This is a genomic window from Halovenus salina, from assembly GCF_026410925.1.
GTDB lineage: Archaea > Halobacteriota > Halobacteria > Halobacteriales > Haloarculaceae > Halovenus > Halovenus salina.
The window spans coordinates 68205-87054 of record NZ_CP112972.1 but is presented as its reverse complement, the minus strand read 5'-3'; the positions used below and the strand labels follow the sequence as shown (position 1 = coordinate 87054).

General features: G+C 61.6%; 15 protein-coding genes and 1 pseudogene. 5 read left to right on the top strand and 11 right to left on the bottom strand.

Going from position 1 to position 18850, the window contains the following annotated elements; genetic code table 11:
• The 6 genes from OSC37_RS00460 to OSC37_RS00435 are packed head-to-tail and all read right to left on the bottom strand — an operon-like array spanning position 1 to position 6009.
• Positions 1-1500, bottom strand: coding sequence for an NADH-quinone oxidoreductase subunit N (locus OSC37_RS00460; RefSeq protein ID WP_267162640.1), 1500 nt, complete (start codon positions 1498-1500; stop codon positions 1-3).
• Complete coding sequence (locus OSC37_RS00455) at positions 1497-3065, bottom strand: complex I subunit 4 family protein (RefSeq protein ID WP_267162639.1); 1569 nt, start codon at positions 3063-3065, stop codon at positions 1497-1499. Before OSC37_RS00455 ends, OSC37_RS00460 begins: the two co-directional genes overlap by 4 nt.
• Entirely contained in the window at positions 3066-5111 is a 2046-nt protein-coding gene (gene nuoL, locus OSC37_RS00450; RefSeq protein ID WP_267162638.1) for an NADH-quinone oxidoreductase subunit L, read from the bottom strand.
• A gap of 3 nt (positions 5112-5114) precedes the next feature.
• Positions 5115-5420 carry an NADH-quinone oxidoreductase subunit NuoK gene (gene nuoK, locus OSC37_RS00445; protein WP_267162637.1) on the bottom strand — a complete coding sequence of 102 codons (306 nt, stop codon included), beginning with the start codon at positions 5418-5420 and terminating at the stop codon, positions 5115-5117.
• Positions 5417-5743 (bottom strand): hypothetical protein, encoded by a 327-nt coding sequence (locus tag OSC37_RS00440; protein ID WP_267162636.1) that lies wholly within the window; start codon positions 5741-5743, stop codon positions 5417-5419. Before OSC37_RS00440 ends, nuoK begins: the two co-directional genes overlap by 4 nt.
• Positions 5740-6009, bottom strand: coding sequence for an NADH-quinone oxidoreductase subunit J (locus OSC37_RS00435; protein WP_267162635.1), 270 nt, complete (start codon positions 6007-6009; stop codon positions 5740-5742). The genes OSC37_RS00440 and OSC37_RS00435 overlap by 4 nt, the downstream gene beginning before the upstream one ends.
• 178 nt (positions 6010-6187) lie before the next feature.
• Between OSC37_RS00435 and OSC37_RS00430 the strand changes: the two genes are divergently transcribed.
• The 4 genes from OSC37_RS00430 to OSC37_RS00415 are packed head-to-tail and all read left to right on the top strand — an operon-like array spanning position 6188 to position 9268.
• Positions 6188-7270, top strand: a complete 1083-nt coding sequence (locus OSC37_RS00430; protein ID WP_267162634.1) for a geranylgeranyl reductase family protein — start codon at positions 6188-6190, stop codon at positions 7268-7270.
• A gap of 39 nt (positions 7271-7309) precedes the next feature.
• A complete protein-coding gene (locus OSC37_RS00425; RefSeq protein WP_267162633.1) occupies positions 7310-8155 on the top strand; it encodes an NOP5/NOP56 family protein in 846 nt (281 codons plus the stop codon).
• On the top strand, positions 8152-8808 hold the full coding sequence (locus OSC37_RS00420) for a fibrillarin-like rRNA/tRNA 2'-O-methyltransferase (protein ID WP_267162632.1): 657 nt from the start codon (positions 8152-8154) through the stop codon (positions 8806-8808). Before OSC37_RS00425 ends, OSC37_RS00420 begins: the two co-directional genes overlap by 4 nt.
• A 4-nt stretch (positions 8809-8812) precedes the next feature.
• On the top strand, positions 8813-9268 hold the full coding sequence (locus tag OSC37_RS00415; protein ID WP_267162631.1) for an MGMT family protein: 456 nt from the start codon (positions 8813-8815) through the stop codon (positions 9266-9268).
• Here the strand turns inward: OSC37_RS00415 and OSC37_RS00410 are convergent, their stop codons facing one another.
• Both OSC37_RS00410 and tatC (OSC37_RS00405) read right to left on the bottom strand, forming a co-directional pair.
• Positions 9269-11119: a PAS domain S-box protein gene (locus OSC37_RS00410; protein ID WP_267162630.1), complete on the bottom strand. Its 1851-nt coding sequence runs from the start codon at positions 11117-11119 to the stop codon at positions 9269-9271.
• A 72-nt stretch (positions 11120-11191) separates the two neighbouring features.
• Positions 11192-13402: a twin-arginine translocase subunit TatC gene (tatC, locus tag OSC37_RS00405; protein WP_267162629.1), complete on the bottom strand. Its 2211-nt coding sequence runs from the start codon at positions 13400-13402 to the stop codon at positions 11192-11194.
• A 528-nt stretch (positions 13403-13930) separates the two neighbouring features.
• Here tatC (OSC37_RS00405) and tatC (OSC37_RS19085) point away from each other — a divergent pair.
• Positions 13931-14650: pseudogene (gene tatC / locus OSC37_RS19085) on the top strand (twin-arginine translocase subunit TatC); the annotation flags it as partial.
• A 1-nt stretch (position 14651) separates the two neighbouring features.
• Here the strand turns inward: tatC (OSC37_RS19085) and OSC37_RS00395 are convergent.
• From OSC37_RS00395 to OSC37_RS00385, 3 genes are all read right to left on the bottom strand, one after another.
• Positions 14652-16802, bottom strand: coding sequence for an ATP-binding protein (locus OSC37_RS00395; RefSeq protein ID WP_267162628.1), 2151 nt, complete (start codon positions 16800-16802; stop codon positions 14652-14654).
• A gap of 158 nt (positions 16803-16960) precedes the next feature.
• Positions 16961-17419, bottom strand: coding sequence for a TRAM domain-containing protein (locus tag OSC37_RS00390; RefSeq protein WP_267162626.1), 459 nt, complete (start codon positions 17417-17419; stop codon positions 16961-16963).
• A gap of 238 nt (positions 17420-17657) precedes the next feature.
• Positions 17658-18827, bottom strand: a complete 1170-nt coding sequence (locus OSC37_RS00385) for a GAF domain-containing sensor histidine kinase (RefSeq protein WP_267162625.1) — start codon at positions 18825-18827, stop codon at positions 17658-17660.
• Positions 18828-18850: the final 23 nt, after the last annotated feature.

Genomic DNA, 18850 nt, shown 5'->3' with positions numbered 1-18850 from the left:
TTAGGTTGTGACGAGTTCGGCCGCGGTGTTGGCGAACTCGACGACGATACCGAAGCCGGGCAGCAACAGGACGGTGACCAGCGCTGCCAGCGCGAGCGCGGCGTACAGTCCGACTGGCTGGCTCTCGATTTCGAGGTCGTCGCTCGGCTCTTCGACCCACATGGCCTTGATGACGCGCGTGTAGTAAAACAGCGAGACGACGCTGTTGAGCACGAGGGCTATCGCCAGCAGCGCAACCTCGGCCCTGACCGACGCAATCAGGAGGTACAGCTTCGAGAAGAAGCCGCCGCCGACTGGCAGGCCCGCAAGCGAGAACAGGAACAGCGTCATCGCGCCACAGGCGAAGGGTGCCTGTGTCGCGAGGCCGTTGAAGTCCTCGATGCGGCGGCCGATACCCCAGTGTTCTGCCAGCGCGATGAAGAGGAAGGCCCCGGTGTTCATGAACGCGTACACCATGAGGTGGACCATCCCCGACCCGAGGACGAAGGCCCCGCTGGCCTCGCCGGTGAGTGCAGCCACCGCGATGAGCACGTAGCCCGCGTGACCAACCGAGGAGTACGCGAGCATGCGTTTGACCTTCTCCTGTCTGAGCGCGGCGAAGTTGGCGACGGTCATCGTGACGATAGCGAGGACCTGGAAGGCCATCACCCAGTCGACGGTCCCTTCGACGACCTCGTAGGGGAAGACATCGACGAACACGCGGAAGAGGACGACGAAGCCGGCGGCCTTCGATGCCGAAGAGATGAACGCCGACACCGGCCCCGGCGCTCCCTCGTATGCGTCGGGTGCCCAGAAGTGGAACGGCACGGCAGCAATCTTGAACCCGAAGCCGGCCAGAATCATCATGATTCCGAGCCCGAGCACTCCGCCGGTTCCATCGGCGAGCGCCTCGGTGACGGCGTCGAACTGGAGTGCGCCCGTCGAGACGTAGACCAGCGAGATACCGTAGGCCAGGATTGCAGAGGAGAGCGCGCCGACGAGGAAGTACTTCAGGCCGCCCTCGATGCTTCCCCGGTTCTCCTTGAGCGAGGCCACGAGCGCGTACGAGGGCAGCGACGAGAGCTCGATGGCGATGAAGGCGGTGACGAAGCTATTCGACATCCCGACCATCACCATCCCCGTGGCCGCCAGCAGCGTCAGCGAGTAGATTTCGGCCTGGTGTGGGTGGTCGACGAGGTAGTCGTAGCTCGCGAGTGTGACGAGCACGACAACGCTGGTGACGATAGTCGCGAAAAACAGCGACATCCCGTCGACGACCAGCGTTCCCTCGAACAGCTGGATTGCGCCGCCGCTTTCGGCCTGGCCGGTGTCGGCAAGCAGATACCAGACGCTGAGGCCGAGTCCGGTGAGCCCGCCGGTAAGCGAGATACCCGCGAACAGCTCACGTTGGGGTTCGTCGGGGTAGACCATGTCGGCGACAAACAGCGCCAGCGCGGTGAATCCAAGCGCGAGTGCCGGCCCGAGTGCTGCCCAGTCGGGGAGCGTACCGAGGTCCGTCATCGGAGCTCACCTCCCAGGTCGGCGACGAGCGCAAGCGGATCGTTCAGTGGGTTGACGGCGTTCTGTATCGCCTCGTAGATGATATCTGGCTGGACGCCCAGCGCGATTATTAGCGCGATGAGGACGAACATCGGCGCGAGGTCGTGCAGCGGCGCACGGCCGATATCGTAGTCGGTTTCGACGCTGAACTCGCCAAAGAGGGTCCGCTGCATCGCCCACAGCAGGTAGCCCGCAACGATGACGATACCGAACATCGCGGCCGCGGTAAACAGCGGCGCACCGCCAATGACAGTCGACTCGAAGGCACCGATGAATATCAGCACCTCTGCGGCGAATCCACTCATTAGCGGCAGTCCCATGTAGCCGAAGGCACCGACCACAAAGATGCCGACCGCGTACGGCATCCGGTCGGCCAGTCCCGACATGTCACCGACCATCCGGGTGTGGGTCGCGTTGTAGATGACGCCGACAGCCATGAACATCAGCCCCGAAATGAGGCCGTGACTGACCATCTGGAATGTCGCGCCGCCCATGCCGTGTGGGGAGAAGGCGACGAGTCCAAGGATGACATACCCCATCGAGGAAATCGAGGAGTAGGCGACGATACGCTTGAGGTCTTGCTGTGCGAGCGCGAGCATGGCTCCGTAGATCACACTGAGCACACCGATAGCGGCGATGAGTTCGGCGTTTGCCCGTGCCACGTCGGGAAGCATTGTGAAGTTGAACCGCAGGAGCGCGTAGGTCCCCATCTTCAGCAAGACCCCGGCCAGCATCACCGACACCGGCGTCGGGGCCTGAACGTGGGCGTCGGGCAGCCAGGTGTGGAACGGGACCACCGGAACCTTGACCGCGAACCCGAGGAACAGCAGGACGAACGCGAACAGCCGCAGCGTGTCGGGTTCCATCCCGGCGAAGCTACCCAACTCACCGGCACGGAGTGCCTGTGCAATCTCGGCGAATCCGAGCGTCGAAATTGCATCACCGAGGCCGAAGATGAGCGCGAACATCCCGACGAACATCACGAGCGAGGCGAGGTTCGTGTACAGCAGGAACTTGATTGCGGCGTACTTCCGACGGGGACCGCCCCAGACCGCGATGAGGAAGTACATCGGAATCAGGACAGCCTCCCAGAAGACGAACCACAGCAGGAAATCCAGCGTCGTGAACACGCCGATGAGGGCCGTCTCCATCAACAGCATGAGGCCATAAAACTGGGATTGACGGCCGTCGATTGGCGTCCACGACGAAATCAGCGCGAGCGTAGTAAGCACCGTCGCGAGCACCAGAAGCGGAAGACTCACGCCGTCGACGCCGACATTCCACTGCAGCGTCCACGCGTAGGTGTCGAACGTGAAGGTGAACCAGTCGACAGCGCGGTCGAAGGCGACGTTGCCGTCGGCAAGCAGGGCGTTCCCCTCGCTCGAGAACTCGGTCCACATCCAGAGACTCCCCAGCAGCGGGACCAGGCTCAGCCCAGTTGCGAGCTTGCCTGCGTACCGGTCGGGGACACCGAACACCAGCAGCGAACTCGCGAGCGTGAACGCAAGCAGTGTCTCGATTATCATCTAGAACCACCCCCCGAGGAACCCGAACACGAGAAGCAACAACACGAGTCCGAGCGACAGCAGGGCAGCGTAGTTCGTCACGATGCCGGTCTGTATTTTCCGGAACTGACTGCCCGAGAACATGCTCACGCTGCCAGCACCGTTGACGACGCCGTCGATGCCGCTCTGGTCGAACTTGTTCGCCACGCGGGCGAGCGGTGCAGTCAGCCCAGTTGCCAGCCAGACCTGGAACTCGTCGAGATAGTAGTTGTTCATGAGTAGCGTGCGAATACGACCGAGTTTCGTCATGTGAGGCGTCGGCTCGGGGGCGCGATAGAGGACGACGGCGGCCCCGATGCCGACCAGTCCGAGAACAAGCGCAAGTGCTCCGGGACCGAGCGGCGAGAGTTCGGTCACGTCGTAGCCCGCGGCGAAGTCGCTTTCGAGGATGTGGTGGTACTCCTCTGCGGAGAGTTCCCCGAGTTCGCCGTCGAGTGTCTTCCCTTCGAGCCACCGCTTCAAGAAGAGGTTCTCTGAGCCGACGAACTCCTTGAGGACGCCCATGTTGAGGACACCCGTGACGACTGAGAGTCCACCGAGGACGACCAGCGGGAACTTCATGTTCCAGCCAATCGGCTCGGGCGATTCGGCGGTGTCAGTCCGGGGCTCGCCGTGGAAGGTGAGATAGACCATCCGGAAGGTGTAGAGCGCGGTCATGACGACGGCCAGCAGCCCGAAGGCGTAGCCGATCAAGAGTAGCGGCTCGCCCGAGAGGGCGTGTTCGAGCGTCTCGAAGAGGACCTCGTCTTTGGACCAGAAGCCTGCGAACGGGAAGATGCCCGCGAGCGCGAGCGACCCAAACAGGAACGTCCAGTAGGTGACCGGCATCCGCGAGCGCAGACCGCCCATGTCCCACATGTTCTCGTTGTGGTGCATGGCGATGATGACTGCGCCGGCCCCGAGGAACAGGAGCGCCTTGAAGATGGCGTGAGTCGTGAGGTGGAACACCGCGCCCACGTAACCGCCGCCACCCAGTGCGAGCATCATGTAGCCGTACTGTGAGACTGTCGAGTACGCGAGGACCTGCTTGAGCTCCTGTTTGACCAGGGCCATTGTCGCCGCGAAGAAGGCGGTGAACCCACCCACAAGCGCGATAATGCCGAGTGCGGTCGGCGAAAGTGCATAGAACCCGTAGATTCGCATGACGAGATAGACACCCGCGGCGACCATCGTTGCGGCGTGAATCAGGGCAGAGACCGGCGTCGGGCCTTCCATCGCGTCGGGAAGCCAGGTGTGGAGCGGGAACTGCGCGGATTTACCCATGACCCCGCCGAGTACCAGCAGACCGACGACGGTAATCCAGGCCTGCTCACCCAGCCCGAGGAAGGTGTTCATCTCCCCGGTGGCGTCGGGTTCGAGCACGTGGGTGGCCTCGACGATGAACGAACTCTCACCGGCGAAGGCCGTCGTGCCGAAGGTGGCGAAGATGGCGACGACGCCGACGAGGAAGAAGTAATCCCCGAACCGAGTCACGAGAAATGCCTTCTTGGCCGCGCTCGGCGGGCCGTCTTCCCGAAACCAGAAGCCGATGAGGAGATACGAACACAGCCCCACAAGCTCGAAGAACATGAAGGCCATCAGGAGGTTGTCGCTGTAGACGAAGGCGAGCATCGAGAACGTAAAGAGGCTGAGACTCGCGTAGTACCGGCGCAGCCCGGTTTCGCCCTCGTCGTTCATATAGCCGAGCGAGAAGATATGCACTAGAAACGAGATAAGCGAGACGATAGTCAACATCAGGGCCGCCAGCGGGTCAACGAGCAGGCCAAAAGAGAGTTCGACGCCCGCGCCGTCGCCGGCGACGAAGGTGAACAGCTCCTCGTGGTAGACCTCGCCGCCGGTCGCGAGGTCGAGGACGACCAGAAGAGAGATACCGAGCGAGAAGCCAGTCGCGGCGATTCCCGAGAGTGCCCCTTTCTTTGGCATCCGGTCCCCGAGCGCGAGAACCAGGAGAAACGATACGAGCGGAACCAGTGCGATAGCCTCGACAACGTTGAACACATCTACCATCTGTTACCACCTCATCGTGACTGCCTCTGTAACGTCAATATCGCCGAAGTTGCGGTTCAACACGAGGATGATGCCGATACCGATAGCGACCTCGGCGGCGGCAAGCGCGATGCCAAAGAGCGCGAACACCTGCCCCGTCAGGTTGCCGTGTTCGAGCGAGAAGGCGACGAGATTGATATTCGCGGCGTTGAGCATCAGCTCGACGGCCATCACAAAATGAAGCGCCGACTGCCGGACGAGAACCCCGAACAGGCCGGCACAGAAGACGCCAGCCGAGAGAACCAGATACCACTCCAGAGGAGCAGTCACCGGCTCTCACCTCTGTCGTCCCGTTTAGCGAGCATGAGGGCACCATCCAGTGCCGCGTCGAGCAAGACGGCGATGAGCACGAGTGCGACGAGGAAGTCCTCGGTCGCCTCGACACCCTGTTCGGCTGCCCCGATGAGCGCGTAGCCGATTGCGCCGACGATACTCGTATCGGGGAAGCCATCAGGGTCATCGAACGCCCACTCGAATAGCGCCGTCCCATCTGCGGTCAGGAACACCGCGGACATGATGCCAAAGAGCACGACAGCGATGAGCCCCGGGAGGAGACTCCGGTCCAGCTCGATGAGGCGTGGGCCGGTCGTCATGCCGTCACCTCTCCAGTCTCTTCGGTATCGTCCTGGGTGACCATGACGCCGAAGGCGATGAGAATGAGCACACCGCCGATGTAGACCAGAACCTGCATCACAGCGATGAACTCGGCCTGTAACAGCACGTAGTGGATCGCCACGCTCGACAACGCGACACCGAGCAACAGCGCCGCGTGCCACACGTCACGGACCAGAACGACACCCAGGCTGCTGGCAAGAGTCACCAGCGCGAACAGCCCGAATGCTAATTGGTCGAGTACCATTGTTACTGTAGTGGTGTACACGGCGTGCTTTTCAAGATTCCCTTTTAATCCGTGCTCCTGTCAGATATCGGTGAAAAAACAACGGCTCAGACGTGTCTTCCGGGCGTGTTGAGGGGTCCCACGTTATCCCACATCGCCAACCGTCTGGCTTAAGAGTCGGCCAGTCAACTATTCGTATATGCACGATTTCGTCGTCGTGGGTGCCGGCCCCGCAGGCTCGCGGTTCGCACGCGGGGCGGCCCAGGCAGACCATGACGTCGTCGCCTTCGAGCAAGGCACAGTTGGGAAACCACTCGCTTGTTCGGGACACGTCAGCACCGATATCTGGGAATTCGTTCCGGAGGAGGCCCATGACCGCCTCTTTCAGAACGAGATATACGGCGCGCGCTTTCACACCGGCGGGCCGGACAGCCAGCCCTACCGCTTCTACAAGGACGAGGTCGTCTCGAACGTCATCGACAGGGTCGAACTCGACCGGACGCTGGCCGAACTCGCACGGGGGGCGGGGGCTGAGGTTCGTGAGAACCACACCGTCGTCGATCTCACAGAGCACCGCGACTACGTTGAGGTGGCTGTCCGTGGGCCCGACGGCGTCGAGACACATCGTGCGCGAATGGTCGCAGGCTGTGACGGCCCCAAGTCTCGGGTCCGACACGCCGTCGGTCTGCCCGAGCCAGACGAACTACTCCACGGCGTGCTCGGCTTCGAATCCGAGCCAGACGCCGAGGAGTTCGTCGACGTTCACCTCACTGTCCCGCGGTTTTTCGCCTGGCGCATCCCGCGGGGCGAGGCCGGAGTCGAGTACGGCCTGGCGATGCCGCCGGGCAACGACGTGAGCGACCGCTTCGAGGAGCTCACCGATGACTACGGGGTTGAGACCGACCGCCGCTGTTCGGGACTCATCCCGATTGGGCCAGCCGACTCTGTCACCACCGGGAGAGTGTTTCTCATCGGCGACGCTGCCGCCCACAACAAACCTTTCACCGGCGGGGGAATCCTCTATGGAATGACTGCCGCCGACTGCGCGGTCGACACAATCGACCCAACCGACCCCTCGACGCTTTCGGCTTACGAGTCGGCCTGGCGTTCGGAACTGCTCGGAGACATCCGGCTCGGCCATCTTATCCGCCGTGGGTACTCGGCCCCAGAGCCCATCCAAGAGACTGGGATGGGACTGTTCGAGGGCGAAATCGGCGTCCACATGGACCGGCCAACGACGCTGTTTTCGGCCGACCAGCTCCGTGCGATGCTTCCGCAGTGAGTGAGTGCTGTTTTTAGGTGTGAGGTTGTACGGGGCTACATGACGACACACGACGCCGGGTCCGGCTGGTTTGCGGGGCTCGACCGGACCGACACCGACGCTGCTGTCGCCGCAGTTCGAGAGGGTTCGGCCGCCCAACCGAGCGAGTGGCCACAGGAAGCGGTCGAAGCGGGGGCTGTTGACGACGAGTCGGCGTACTACGACTGGCTCCACGAGGTGACACTGGACGCAGGCGAGCAGACCGTCGCCGAGCGCGAGCGCGCCGACGACCAGCAGCTCATTCACGCCATCCGGTCGCTAGACGACTGCGAGCGCGTCGCAAACGAGCTAACAGAACGGGTCGCCGAGTGGGCGGGGACTCACGATAGCGACGCGGTTGTCGACACCGACTACGTCCAGGAACTCGCCAAGCGAGATGTCGACAACCCAGTCGAGGCACAGATTGTGAGCTTCGCCTCCCGTGTCGCGGCGCTCGACGATCAGGCCGGAGAGCTTCGGACATTCGTCGAGCGATGGACGCCAGATGTCGCACCGAATCTCTCGGCGCTTGCGGGCCCGGAACTGGCGGCCCGGCTCATCGCGCTAGCGGGTGGGCTGGAGGCGCTGGCGAAAAAGCCGAGCGGCACTGTCCAGGTGCTCGGAGCGGAGGAAGCGCTGTTCGCCCATCTGCGAGGGGGTGCAACATCGCCAAAACACGGCGTCATCTATCTCCACGAGGCGGTCCGAGGGACACCGCCAGAAAACCGTGGGTCGGCGGCCCGGGCACTCGCGGGGAAGCTCTCGATTGCGGCTCGTGTCGACCACTACTCCGGCGACCGAAAGCCCGAGCTAGAAGACGAACTTGCCGAGCGAATCGAGCGCATCCGCGCTCGTGATTCGGCGTGACTCTCCCCGATGGTGTCCAGCGGCGAGAAATCGACGGCGAGACTGGACTCGCTACGCGTGGCAAGCCAGTCTACGGCGAGCCGACCGACGACGGCTGGCGGCGCTGGGACCCGGGCCGCTCGAAACTGGGTGCGATGCTCGATTCCGGGATGGATGTTGGACTCACTGGCGGCGAGACGGTGCTCTATCTCGGTGCCGCGTCCGGAACGACCGTGAGTCACGTGGCTGATTTCGCGGGACCGACCTACGCGGTCGAGTTCGCGCCGCGGCCGATGCGGGACCTGCTGTCTGTTGCCGAGGACCGGCCGCGTCTGTTCCCGCTGTTGAGCGACGCCAGAGAACCAACAGAATACGCCCACGTCGTCGAACCGGTCGACGTCATCGTGCAGGATGTCGCGACACGCGGGCAGGCCCGCGTCGCCCTCGAAAACCGCCGCTTTCTCGACGACGGCAAGCTCTTGCTGGCAATCAAGGCACGGAGCGAGGACGTGACCAGACGGCCCGAGAACGTCTTCGAGGATGTGCTGGGTGAACTCCGGGAGGAATACGAGATACTGGAGACGCGCTCGCTCGAGCCGTATCACGACGACCACCTCGGCGTCGTCGCCGTCCCTGACTCGGAGACATCTTCAAGTCAATCGGGAGCCCAGTGAGAGCATGGACGAGACAGCCGGCATCTACGCGGTCGAGTCTGCGTATCTAGACCGACACGTACAGATTGGTATCGCACAGAAACGCGTGCTGTCGGTCGATTTCCCACAGACGCCTGCCGCGGATGCGTCCGACGAGCACGCTTTCCTCGACCGCATCGAGGCGTATCTCCAGGGCGAACGCGACAGCTTCGGCGATGTCGAGGTCGCGATGACGATGCCGACCGACCAGCGCGAGGTGCTCACGGCAGTCCGGCAGATACCCTACGGCGAGAGCGCGACCGTCAAACAGGTCGGTCACATGGCCGCTGGCCTCGACCCGGAGGACGACGGGCGACAGATACGGGAGGCGCTGGCGGCGAATCCGACACCCATTTTCGTACCAACACACCGGGTCAGAGACGGGCCAGGCGGGATGCCCGCAGCGGTCGAAACCCGCCTGCGGACGCTCGAAGGACTGTAATCACTCGGCTCCTGTTGGCATTCGGATGCGGACTGTGCTGCCGTCCTCGCCAGCCTCGACAATCTGGAGTTCGCCCCCGAGAAACGTCACGACCCAGTGGACCAGCCAGAGACCGAGCGAACTACTGTGTTCGAGGTCGGTCTCGTGCCCGCGTTCGAGCGTTTGGCGCTCGACTTTCGGGATTCCGGGCCCGTCATCGGCGATGTCGATTTCGACCATGGCGTCGTGTGTTGTTGAGGACTCTGCGGTGATACTGACCTCGGGCTGACTCTCGTCGTGGACGATCGCGTTCGTCACCAGCTCGCGCAGACAGATTTCGAGTGGCCCCTCAGGAACCGGAACCGATTCCTCGATGTCACTCCGGAGCGTCGCCTCGGGATACTCGTCCCGGAGGTCCGAGACCACCGATTCGACGACCACTGATATCGACGCTTTGCTGTGCTTTTGCTCGTCGGTTGTGGTCTCGACGATGCGGTTTGCGATCCGTGCCTTCTCGCTGAGGGCGAGCAAGTCCTCGATTTTGGACTGGGCCCGCTTGGCGTGGGCCCGGCCCTGTTCGGATTCCAGCTCTGAAAGCAACAGCGAGATGTTGCCGGTCACGACGTTCAGGTCGTTGCGGAGGTTGTGGCGGATGACGCGGTTCATCACTTCCAGGCGCTGTTCACGAGCTTTGAGCTCGGTGATATCAGATTCGATGATAATGAATCGCTGGAGGTCGCCATCGACCGCGACCGGTGCAACAGAGAGGTCGGCGACGAACTGGCCGCCGTCACGGCGACGCTGGACGACCTCCCGTCTGACTGTCTCGCCGCCGCTCACCCGCTTCCAGAGCCGTTCGTAGTCCTCGGCGCTGAAGGACTCAGAGGCCAATTTGTCGACAGAGCTCCCCCGCAGGCTGTCCGGTTCGTATCCGGTTATCTCATAAAACGCGGAGTTTGCGTACGTTATCCGGCCCGCGGTGTCGGTGATGGCGACGGCGGTTTCGGCCTGCTCAACCGCCGTCTGGAAGAGTTCGACCTCTCTGCGCATCTCAGTGGCCGCGAGCGCGTGGCCGATGGTCGTCCCCAGATGAGAGAGTGACTGTCTGTCAGATTCACGGAACTCTGCCCCGGACTCGCTTCCGACCACGAGCGACCCGTGGCGCTCCCCTCGATGCTCCAGTGGAACCCTCGCGATAGTCCGCTCGGCTCCGTCCGCGGATGATGTTCGACTGGTCGTGAGAGACTGTGTCTCGTCGGCGGGCCCGAGCTGTGCTCTGACAGCGTCTCTCTCGACAGCGTCAGATCCCGCCGAGCCGAGCCTCGTCCCGTCTGGCGTTTCGACCCACGCGAACGCAAACTGGTCGATATCTATCAGCTCCTGGCAGACCTGTCCGCACATCTGTTCGTGTGTGCCGGCGGTAAGCAGCTCTTGGGTCACGTTCCAGAGCTGTTCGTGAAGCACCCGCTGGCGTTCGAGACGTGCGGCGGTTCGGCGCTTCGTGACCACGTTCTCGATGCGGTTACCCAGGATGTCGAACTGGTCGTCGCCGCTCGTCTTCGGAAAGTAATCGTCGATACCGGCAGTAATCGCTCTGCTCGCGACCTCCTCGCTTCCGGCGGCGGTCAACAGAAAAAACGGCATCTCGAATCCACGCTCGCGAACGATTTCGAACAGCTCAATGCCGTCGGTCCCGGGCATGTCGTAGTCGCTGACGATGCATTCGAAGCTGTCGTCGAGATTGTCGAGGGCTTCCTGACCGCTCGTGGCCTGGACGACCTCCATGTCGTACAACCGTTCGAGTTCGCCAGAGACAAGCGTCCCAAAGAATTCACTGTCGTCGACAACCAGTACCCGGATGCGCTGGTTCACACCCGCCACTTCGCAGCAACCATTGAAAAAAGATTTCCTCGTTCCTCAGAGTTCAGTGCTGCCAACAAATTATTAGTCGGCGGCCTCACCGCGGCGGCGCGGAACTCGGCTGCCGACGCGGGTGTACATCCAACAGAGTCCAAGGCCGATGCCGTACGCGAGTGCAGCTGGGATGGCGACGATGAACATCGTCCAGAGACCGTTTGGTGACAGGAAGCCGGCTGCTGCGAAGAAGGCAAGGATGACACCGCGCCATCGCTCGCGAAGTTGACCGTAGGAGACGATGTTTCCGTGGGTGAACAACACCATCGTAACCGGAATCATCGTGAGCGCACCGACACCGACGGTCAGGTAGATGACCAGCCAGCCGAAGCTGCTGATTCGGTAGGCGACAATCATGTTGTTGAGCACAACGTCCTTGGCGAGCAAGGAGAGTAACGTCGGCGCGATATAGAGGAAGCCGAGCGCAGTTCCGCCGATGAGCGTCGCGAACAGCGTCACGGCCCAGTAGAGGATGACGTTCTGGTCGCCGTTCGAGACCCCGCGTTCCTCGATAGCGGGCCAGGCGAAATAGAGGAGAATCGGCACTGTCGCAACTACGCCAAGAAGCATCGAGAACTTGAGCATGAAGATGAGCGCCTCGACGGGATGGAGGACGACAATCTCGGGCTCCTCGACGATGGCTTCGGGCATGTTCTGGAAGAATATCTGTCGTACCTCGTCGATACCGCCCAGGTACAGCCACATGAACGAGCCGGCCATGACGACCATGAAGGTAGCGACAATCCAAATGGCCCGCGAGGTCAACGATTCCAGGATGAACCGGATGTCGTAGTAGTAGCCGCCGATATCGTCTTCGGTGGTTTCGTCCTCGGTGAACGGGTCGAGCATCCCCGCTGCCGTTGAGGTGACGAGATTCTCGTCTTCCTCCTCGTCGGGTTCCTCGTCGCTCTCGTCTTCCTGTTGTTTCTCGAACTCTTCTGCCTCGTCGAGCCTGTCGAGAATCGCCTGTGCCTTCTCGGGATTGTCGTTTTCGACTGCCTCCTCGGCGTAGGTGATGGCACGCTCGCCGTCCATCTCGACGAACGCCTCAACGCTCGCGGCCTTGATTGCCGGCGTACGCATTGCCCCGAGGTCCATCTCGGCGGGCTCGCCGGCCTCTGGTCCGTCGTCGGTTTCGGCCTGACTTGCTGCGACACTCCGTTCGAGGGCCTTTATCCGGAGATAGAACAGCGCTACCCCGACGACCGGCACGGCGGCCAGGAGGCCCGCTCCGACCGCGGTAACTGTCGGCTCGAAGCCGAAGACTCCCAGTTCGTCGGGCACGATGAGGACGCGGTACTGTGACCCGACAGTTTCGAGGAGGTCGTTCGTCACGGCGATGCCGCCTTCGAGCAGGTAGGCGTAGACGGCGACGACCGTCACAAAGATCACTCCGGCGAGCACGTTCCAGTACGACTTCGCCACATCGGCCGTCGAGACCTGCTCGCCGGCACGTTTCGAAAGAACCGCCAGCTTGGCGAACCCGAGGCTAATGAAATACAGCGAGACGAGCGGGACCCCCCACATAATCTGTGTGAAGGGGTCAGGGGGCGAGAACACTGCACCGAAGACGAAGATGCCGACGACTGCGTACCGCCACTTCTCGCGGTACGTCTCGTAGGGAATGATACCGCTTCTGGCGGTCACGCTCATGAACAGCGGGAGCTGGGCCGCGATACCAAATGACAGCGACAGGAAGAAGATGAACTCAGTCCACAGCACGATAGACCAGGTCGGCTTGAATCCGGCCTGGACAGCGTTTGCCGCCAAGAAATCGAACATGATGGGGAAAAACAGGAAGTAGGCGTAACTGACTCCCAGCAAAATTAACAGGAAGATAATCGTAACGAACGACCAGACCTTCCACCGCGGGACTTCGCCTGAAGGCCAGTACCCGCGGGCTCGAAGGGCATCACGGCTGAAGTAGACAAGTACCGGCACCGAGAGGAGCGCACCGACGACGACGCCGATTTTCACCTGCAAGAGGATGACATCGAACGGTGTCGTCACGATGATTTCCGTTGCCTCCTCCGTGCCGACATCCATCCGCTGGTAGACCAGGTCGCGTTTGAGCTGGTCCCAGACGAACGCGCGGAGCGCCCAGATTGTCAACATCATGAACGTCACGAAGACCAAAAATACCTTCTTCAGATGTGTCTGTGCCGTCGAGAGCATCGAGCCGACGGCTGCCCGGCCGTTAGCCAGCGACCGGGCTGTGTTTTCGGGAAGCGCTCCAGACATCTATTCCGCCCTAACTCGTAGTCGGTTATCAATCTATTCATACCGAAACCCGACGCCAGCGCCACTTCGCCCGAGAGAGAAGGCTTACAAGAGGCGACAAAGTACCCCGTATCGATGGCTGACGGTGACGAGGAGACGGGCGAGCCCGGGCCGAGCGGCGACGCCGACGATGTCACCCCACCAGATGGGTCGACGGATACAGAGACTGCCGAAGACGAGGCCGAGACATCTCCTGAAGACGAGAGTGTCCCCGACGAGACTGCAGACGAGGGCGACGCTGTTGCGGACGGCGAAGACGAGACACAGTCCGCCGATAGCGAAACCCAAGACCAAGGGGACAACGAGTCGACACAAGACGACGAGACGGCGAACGAGGCCGACGGAGAGTCAGACGGCCCTGAGACGCAGTACAACATCGAAGAGGAGTGGTCCGCCGGTGGAACGCCCGAAGGAGCGGCACAGGCAGCCGCGCCGGCCGGGGAGAACGACACGTTCGACGGCGCGCCCGACGACGAGGAGATGCCGCTGACCGAACACATCGAGGAGATGATTAAGCGCCTCGCGGCGGTCATCGTCGTCATGGGAGGTGTGAGTCTCCTCGTCTTCCCGGTCGCGCCCGACCTCATCAACTGGCTCTGGTACTCCTACCTGCCTGGAAGTCCCGAAGCCTGTGAGGCTGGCACGAGCAGCACGACTGCCTGCCCGCGCGTCTATCACCCGCTCGGGCTGCTGTTCTCTCGTATCAAAGTCGCCTCACTGGTTGGCTTTGTCATCGCCTTGCCGGTGTTCGTCTACCAGACCTACCTGTTCATGCGTCCGGGGCTGTACCCCCACGAGCGCCGGTACTATCTGGCGGCGGTGCCGACGAGCCTCCTGCTTGCCTTCGTCGGACTCGCCTTCTCGTATTTCCTCGTCTTGCCCGTCATCTTCACGTACTTCCTCTTTTATTCCGAGGACGTGGCCGAGATCGCCTTTGGCCTCACCGAGACCTTCGACCTCATCCTGCTGATGATGGGGATGTTCGCCGCTATCTTCCAGATACCACTCTTCATCATGCTGGCTATCATGATGGGAGTCACGACCCGACACTGGCTCGAACAGAAGCGGTACTACTTCTGGCTCGGCTTCGCAGGCTTTGCGTTCATTTTCAGCCCAGACCCGACTGGTATGGCTCCGTTCATTGTCGGCATCACGATGGTCGCCCTGTACGAGCTGACGCTGCTGTTGTTGCGCTGGACCGGACGGTAGCTCAGACCTCTCGTGGGTCTCGCAACGAGTATACGTTGTCTATTTCGAACCGCGCACCGCCCTCTTCGCTGTCGGTCACGTCTACCTGCCAGCCGTGGCCCTCGACGATATCGGCCACGATAGCCAGCCCGTATCCGGTCCCCTCCTCTGCGTGTGTCACACCCTGCTCGAACACCGCCTCTCGCTGGCCTTCGGGGATGCCGGGTCCGTCGTCAGCCACGTAGAACCCCTCCTCGGTCGTTCCCACGCGGATAGTTACGCCATCATCATCCCCGGCATGTTCGACGGCGTTGCGAAAGAGATTCTCGAAGAGCTGTTGTATCCGGTCTTGATCGGCGGTGAAGTGGGCGTCGCCGTCGAGTTTGAGCGTCGCCGTCTCCGTGTCGACGTTCTGCCAGGCCTGCTGTGCCGACTGTGTCAGCGAGAGCTGTTCTTTCTCGATTTCTTCGTCTCCGCGTGCCCGGGCAAGGATATCTTCGATGAGCGACTCCATCCGGAACAGAGACTGCTCGATTTTGTCCAGATTCTCCGTCGAGTCTTCGGATAATCGTGCGAGTTCGAGATGAGAGGAGGCGACGTTCAGCGGATTTCGGAGGTCATGTGAGACGATACTCGCGAAGTCGTTGAGTCGTTCGTTCTGGCGAGCGAGCTGTCGTTCGCGCTCGGCACGGCTGAACGCGGACTCGACAGTGCTGGAGAGGATTTTGAACAGCCGAATATCGGTCTCCTCGAACGCATCCCGCTCGTCCGAGTACGCCCCGAGAACGCCATACTCGCCGGCACACACCAGAAGTTCCGAGGTTACCTTCCCGGGGTGGTGAGAGGTTGCTGTCGTCGCCGGAATGAAGCCCATGTTTCGCATCTCACCGCTCTCGTACACCTCCCAGATGAACTCGCTGTCACGCCCCAGCGGCTCCATCTCGTCGGCACGGTCATCGATCTTGTCTGACCACGCCAGCGGATCAAGGGTGTCTGTCGACTTCTCGTAGCGCCAGACAGCAACCATCGGGAAATCGAGAATCTCCTCTGTTGCTGTGACCGTCTGTTCGGCAATCTCTCGGTCTGACTCGGCGACGACAAGCTCCCGGGTAACGTCGTGTAGCTGTTCGAGGTTCTCCTGCAGTGTGACCTGCTCGGTGATATCGCGTAGGAACACCGACAGCCCCTCACTCGAAGGGTAGGCGTTGACCTCGAGCCACCGGTCCAGTGGCCTGTAGAACTCCTCGAAGCTCGTCGGCTCCTGGGTCTCGATTGCCCTGTTGAACTCTTGGTAGAACTCGGTGCTCACCGCTGCAGGGAACGCGTCCCAGAACCGGATGCCGGTGACATCTTTCGCATCCACGTCGAGCAGGAACTCCGCCTGGCTGTTGAGAAAGACGAACCGCTCCTCGGTATCCAGCGCGAAGAAGGCGTCAGTGATTCGGTCGAGCGTCTCTTCGAAACGGGCACCAGTCCCCTCGATTCTACCGCCGGCGTTCTGGAATTCGGTCACGTCGAGTAGATACAGTTCCAGCCCGCCGTTCCCGTGGCTGAGGACCTGTGTATGGAGCCACTTGCGCGTCTCGTTGTGAAAGACTCTGAGATCCGTTTCGCCGCCCACCTCGCGAAGCTGCTCGCACTCCGTCGCCAGGTCACTGTTCTCCCAGTCCGGAAACACGTTCCACAGCGATGCCCCGACTGCCTCCGCTGGCGTCCATCCGGTCCAGTCCGTGAGGTCGGGGTCCCAGTCGATGATGGTGTCCTCGGCGTCAACCGCGAGATAGCAGTACGGCCCACGCGTCAGTTCCTGCTCTGTCTCGGCGTCAAGTACCTCGCCTAGCAGTGTCTGTATGTTGACCTGCGGGGGTGCCGTTGGGTCCAGATGGTGTATCTCGACTCCGTCCGGGACCGCCGCCACGTCCCCCGTCAGCTCGAAAATCGGCACGTCACGGGTATCGATGATATCGAACACCGCCTGCTGGATGTCGCCGTCGGTCAAGGCCGGCCCACAGAACACACAGTCGATGCGGTCGTCTGCCAGCACCGACCGGAGCCGGTTCAGTCGAATCGTCACTGCTCTGGCAGGGCGTTGGAGCCGCTGGTCGAGACTCGAAACAATGTCGAGCCCCCGTGCTTCGTCTCCCACGTATGCGATGACCAGCGGCTCTCGCATATCGTATTCATTCGTTTTCTATCGAATAATAATTGTGGAACTCGGACGTCTCGTCAACGCTGGCGGCTGACAGCCAGAAAATCGGGAAAGGAGACATAAGATGTCGTCTCAGCTACGAGCGGCTGCGGCCGCTGTCACGGTGGCTGCCCACGTTCGCGTTACCCGCCCCAGAAGTTGTCCCGGCTGCCCAGTCTCGGGTCGTCTTCCTCCTCGTCGTCCTCGTCTTGGTCATCCTCGTCGTCATCGTTGGCGTTTTCCGCTTCAGTCTCGTCCGAGTCTTCGTCCATCGGAAGCCGCTCGATCTCCTCTGCACGGGCATGATTGGACCGGACCTTGGTCACGCTGACGTTTGCTCGTGCCGGTGGGAGGACACCGTCAACCATGATGATAAATCCATCCTCAGTCCGGCCGACGCCAGCACCGCTCTCGTGGATGTCCTCGACGGTAACGACGACCTCTTCCCCGGGTTTGACTGGCTGGGATTTGAGATCCGAAATCGGCTGGTTGTAGTGGTTACACCACTCCGCGCCGCCGCGGTCACCGTAGTGTTGACATCCCATCCCCTCGATTCGTTCGCTGTAACTGGGACAGTCGTCGGCGAGTGGGCAGTCGGACATTACCTCCAATACTTCGGGGTCGGATTAAACGCTTACGCACCGGCGAACCGGCGCTCTCGTGCGGTCACGGTCTGTCCTCCGTGTGAGTCGATTGCAGAACGAACTGCCGAGGTTGTGATGCAGGCCTCAGAGTGATTGTTGCGAGGCGTCACCGCTGTCGGGAGACGGGATGTGCGTCTCACGCCGTGAAACACCGAGATTCATCATGTGGTCACGAAAATGACCGCAACAATCACGATCAGCTGTCGCCGTTAGCTGGGGTCGTAACCGGAGACTGCTGGACGGTGTTGGCCGCGTTGCCGACTCCGGTGAACGTGAACTGCGTTCCGTTCTCGACGTCGACCTGTCCGTCCCATCCGTGTCCCGACACGACGCGTTCGACAATCAACAACCCGAGTCCGAGTCCGTCTGCGTCGAAGTTACCATCGAACAGCGAGCCTGCAATGTCCGCGGGAAGCCCCGGGCCGTCGTCTGTGACACTGAATCCGTCGGCTCTCGCCCGGACCGTCACTGTTACAGTATCACCACAGTGTTCGTCGGCGTTGCGAAAGAGATTCTCGAACAGTTGTTGGAGTCGTGTTCTGTCTGCAGATATCTCTCTATCCGACTCCACGACAAGTGTTCCTTCGGGCTGGACTGTTGCCCAGGCAGATTCGGCCACAGTCCCCAGTTGCACTGCATCGCGCTCGCCGACATCTGCCCCGTCTCGGGCCAGAGCGAGCGTCTCGGTTATCAGCGTCTCCATTCGGTCGAGCGAGGCGAGCGCTGTCTTCAGATGTTCAGCATCGTCGTCTGCGACCCGTTCCGAAACGAGTTCGGTGTAGCCTCGCGCCGCAGTCAGCGGGTTGCGGAGGTCATGGGTCAGAACGCCAGCGAACTCGTCGAGGCGTTCGTTCTGTGCATCAAGTGTCGCGTAGTGTTTCTCTCGCTCCAGCTCGTAGCCAATCCACCGCGACAACAGCCGGACAAATCGCTTCTCGTCGTCGGTGAAGGGAGCCTCGCGTGGTTCGTTTCCGGAGTAACAGAGCGTCCCGTACACTTCTCCGTCGACGAGAATCGGCGCACCGATGTAACACTGGAGATTGGTCTCCTCCCGGGCGATATCGTCTCGGTACTGCGAATCGCCGGCATCAGCGACCGCGAGAATCTCCTGGCTGTCGATGACGTGTCGACACCAGGTGGTATCGACATCGTACACGGTCCCAGCCGCGTAATCGCCGCTTTCGATTGTCGAGCCGATGACCTCGTACTCACCCTCACCGGTGTACGAGAGGACTCCGTACTGGACCGAGAGACGGTCACGCCCGACAGAGATTGCCTGCGTGATCTTCTCCTCGAGGGGAATCGACGGGTCGAACCCCAACTCGTAGAGGTCGCGAAAGTAGCTCTCTGCCTCTGGAGTCTCCATGGCTTGGGATTGGGGTTCCAGTG

What these genes read in the sequence shown, in the direction of transcription:
- OSC37_RS00460 (WP_267162640.1), bottom strand. Translation starts at nt 1,500, where the DNA reads ATGACGGACCTCGGTACGCTCCCCGACTGGGCAGCACTCGGGCCGGCA.
- OSC37_RS00455 (WP_267162639.1), bottom strand. Translation starts at nt 3,065, where the DNA reads ATGATAATCGAGACACTGCTTGCGTTCACGCTCGCGAGTTCGCTGCTG.
- nuoL (WP_267162638.1), bottom strand. Translation starts at nt 5,111, where the DNA reads ATGGTAGATGTGTTCAACGTTGTCGAGGCTATCGCACTGGTTCCGCTC.
- OSC37_RS00440 (WP_267162636.1), bottom strand. Translation starts at nt 5,743, where the DNA reads ATGACGACCGGCCCACGCCTCATCGAGCTGGACCGGAGTCTCCTCCCG.
- OSC37_RS00435 (WP_267162635.1), bottom strand. Translation starts at nt 6,009, where the DNA reads ATGGTACTCGACCAATTAGCATTCGGGCTGTTCGCGCTGGTGACTCTT.
- OSC37_RS00430 (WP_267162634.1), top strand. Translation starts at nt 6,188, where the DNA reads ATGCACGATTTCGTCGTCGTGGGTGCCGGCCCCGCAGGCTCGCGGTTC.
- OSC37_RS00425 (WP_267162633.1), top strand. Translation starts at nt 7,310, where the DNA reads ATGACGACACACGACGCCGGGTCCGGCTGGTTTGCGGGGCTCGACCGG.
- OSC37_RS00415 (WP_267162631.1), top strand. Translation starts at nt 8,813, where the DNA reads ATGGACGAGACAGCCGGCATCTACGCGGTCGAGTCTGCGTATCTAGAC.
- tatC (WP_267162629.1), bottom strand. Translation starts at nt 13,402, where the DNA reads ATGTCTGGAGCGCTTCCCGAAAACACAGCCCGGTCGCTGGCTAACGGC.
- OSC37_RS00395 (WP_267162628.1), bottom strand. Translation starts at nt 16,802, where the DNA reads ATGCGAGAGCCGCTGGTCATCGCATACGTGGGAGACGAAGCACGGGGG.
- OSC37_RS00390 (WP_267162626.1), bottom strand. Translation starts at nt 17,419, where the DNA reads ATGTCCGACTGCCCACTCGCCGACGACTGTCCCAGTTACAGCGAACGA.
- OSC37_RS00385 (WP_267162625.1), bottom strand. Translation starts at nt 18,827, where the DNA reads ATGGAGACTCCAGAGGCAGAGAGCTACTTTCGCGACCTCTACGAGTTG.